We start from the raw sequence: 1,986 nt of genomic DNA on the forward strand, positions 1-1,986 counted from the left end.
ACACAGGGCAGTCCAGAGCCCAGTTTTTGCAGAGGCCATTTCCACTCACCTCCCAAGGGGTTTTCAACACTAAATTCACATCATACTATTTAAACTTTTCGGTCATATCTAATACATCAATCTTATTCGACATATGAAATTTTTAGAATACTCCCTATTTCTGCAATCAAAATATTTTTAAGGCGCCCTAATAAAAAATGTGAGAAGAGAAACTCATATAAGTGACGGCTGCTATAGGTGACGTCCATGAAGGGGCTAAAAAACTTCAACCCTGCGGTCTTTGCGAGCGTCATGGGCACCGGAGCCGTCGGACTTGCGACCTACCGCTACTCCTCCTACTGGGCACCATTGAAGGAGATAGGAATAGTCTTAACATATCTGAACGTCGTCCTGTACTTTCTCCTGCTCGTCCCCTGGCTATTGAGATGGTTCATCCACACAGACGCGGCACTTGAGGATCTGAGGCATCCCTCAAAGGGCCACTTCTACGGGACGAGCGGGGCAGCAACGATAGTCCTTGCGGCAGGCTTTGCCGTTGTGCTTCACAACCTCACAATCTCTTGGTACCTGTGGCTCTGGGGGCTAGTCTTAACATTCATTTTCGCCTTCTGGATGTCCTATGAGGTGTTCATAGCTGGAGAAGTAGACCTGAGACAGCTCTCTCCGGCGTGGTACATCCCGCCGGTGGCTCTGGTTATAATCCCCTTTGGTGCAGTCTTCATGAAGACGACCTCAGGCTACCTCAACCAGTTCGTTATCATAGTCAACTACTTCGGCTGGGGAGCGGGCTTCTTTTTATACCTCGTCCTGTACTCCGTGGTTACCCTGCGCTTCATCAGGCACGAGCTCCTTCCACCCCAGATGGCTCCGCTTATATGGATGAACCTCGGACCAATAGGAGCGAGCATAAGCGCACTCTTTGCTCTTATCAAGAACTCAACGATACCAATTCCAGAGGAGCCGTTTATGGTATTTGCATTCTTCCTCTGGGGCCTCGGTTTCTGGTGGCTTGTAATGGCGACCGCGATGACGCTTCACTACATCAGGAACCTCCACCTTCCCTACAGCAGTTCGTGGTGGGCCTTCATATTCCCGCTGGGGGCCTTCACCAACTCAACCCTCGACATAGGCTCTATATTTGGGTTGGGCCTCATGAACGCCTTTGGGTTTGCCCTCCTCTTGGCTCTCCTAGGCCTGTGGACCGTGACCGTGCTAAAAATAATTCCAGCCCTTAGGAATTCTTCCTGAGGCAGAGTTCTTCGCTTTCCTCAAATTCCATAAGCCTCTCAAGGACGCACTCAAGGGTCGAGAGATCTTCAAGAAGAGCCCGGTAGAGGATCTTCTCTTCTTCCCCGGCGTTTTCTATGAGGCCCTTAACTATCTCTTCCATCGGCCTGATTTCACGCTCCAGTAATTCCCTTGGTTGCTGAAGGAACTTCTCAAGGAAGGCCGGAACCGCTGAGAAGTATTTTGTCTTACCCTCCCTTCTGTATGTGGCAAAGTACTCCCTGACCAAACTGGAGAGTGCCACCGATATGGATGACCTGCTGAGGCCCGTCTCTTTGGCCAGCTCGGAGATAGTCATAGGCCTGGCCTTCATAAGCAGGACGGCGTAGACCTTCCCCTCCGTCCTGCTGTAGCCCCACCTTTCGAGAAGCCTTTCCACGAGCTCAATGAACCTCCTGTCTTCCTGCTCTCTCCCTGCCATCTTGCATCACCCGTGAAATATTGGGTAAAACCCAAAATAAAGATTTCGAAAGATTGAAAAGAATTAAACACTTCAGTCAGAGCCGGTTGCTATTATTGCACCGCCAATAACGGCAATCCATGCCCCAATAGTCCAGAAGCCACCATCAAAGGGCATCGTTATGAAAGCTAGGATCAATATGGTCCAGCCAACCGCTGCCGGGCTCTTCTTGTAGTAGAATGCCAGACCCATCATGATCAGGCTGAGAATTATCTCAACCCAGCCGACAACACTTACAC

At 50.2% G+C, this 1,986-nt stretch carries 2 protein-coding genes and 1 pseudogene; 1 reads left to right on the plus strand and 2 read right to left on the minus strand.

Translation table 11 applies throughout. The features are described from left to right. Positions 1–246 precede the first annotated feature (246 nt). Entirely contained in the window at positions 247–1,248 is a 1,002-nt protein-coding gene (tdt, locus tag MVD07_RS05735) for a tellurite-resistance/dicarboxylate transporter (RefSeq protein WP_297499576.1), read from the plus strand. Here the strand turns inward: tdt and MVD07_RS05740 are convergent. Both MVD07_RS05740 and MVD07_RS05745 read right to left on the minus strand, forming a co-directional pair. Next, a complete protein-coding gene (locus MVD07_RS05740) occupies positions 1,232–1,708 on the minus strand; it encodes a helix-turn-helix domain-containing protein (protein WP_297499578.1) in 477 nt (158 codons plus the stop codon). The genes tdt and MVD07_RS05740 overlap by 17 nt on opposite strands. 72 nt (positions 1,709–1,780) lie before the next feature. Next, positions 1,781–1,986 (minus strand): annotated as a pseudogene (locus MVD07_RS05745) (hypothetical protein); the annotation flags it as partial.

This window comes from Thermococcus sp. (assembly GCF_027008145.1).
Classification (GTDB): domain Archaea; phylum Methanobacteriota_B; class Thermococci; order Thermococcales; family Thermococcaceae; genus Thermococcus.

What these genes read in the sequence shown, in the direction of transcription:
- tdt (WP_297499576.1), top strand. Translation starts at nt 247, where the DNA reads ATGAAGGGGCTAAAAAACTTCAACCCTGCGGTCTTTGCGAGCGTCATG.
- MVD07_RS05740 (WP_297499578.1), bottom strand. Translation starts at nt 1,708, where the DNA reads ATGGCAGGGAGAGAGCAGGAAGACAGGAGGTTCATTGAGCTCGTGGAA.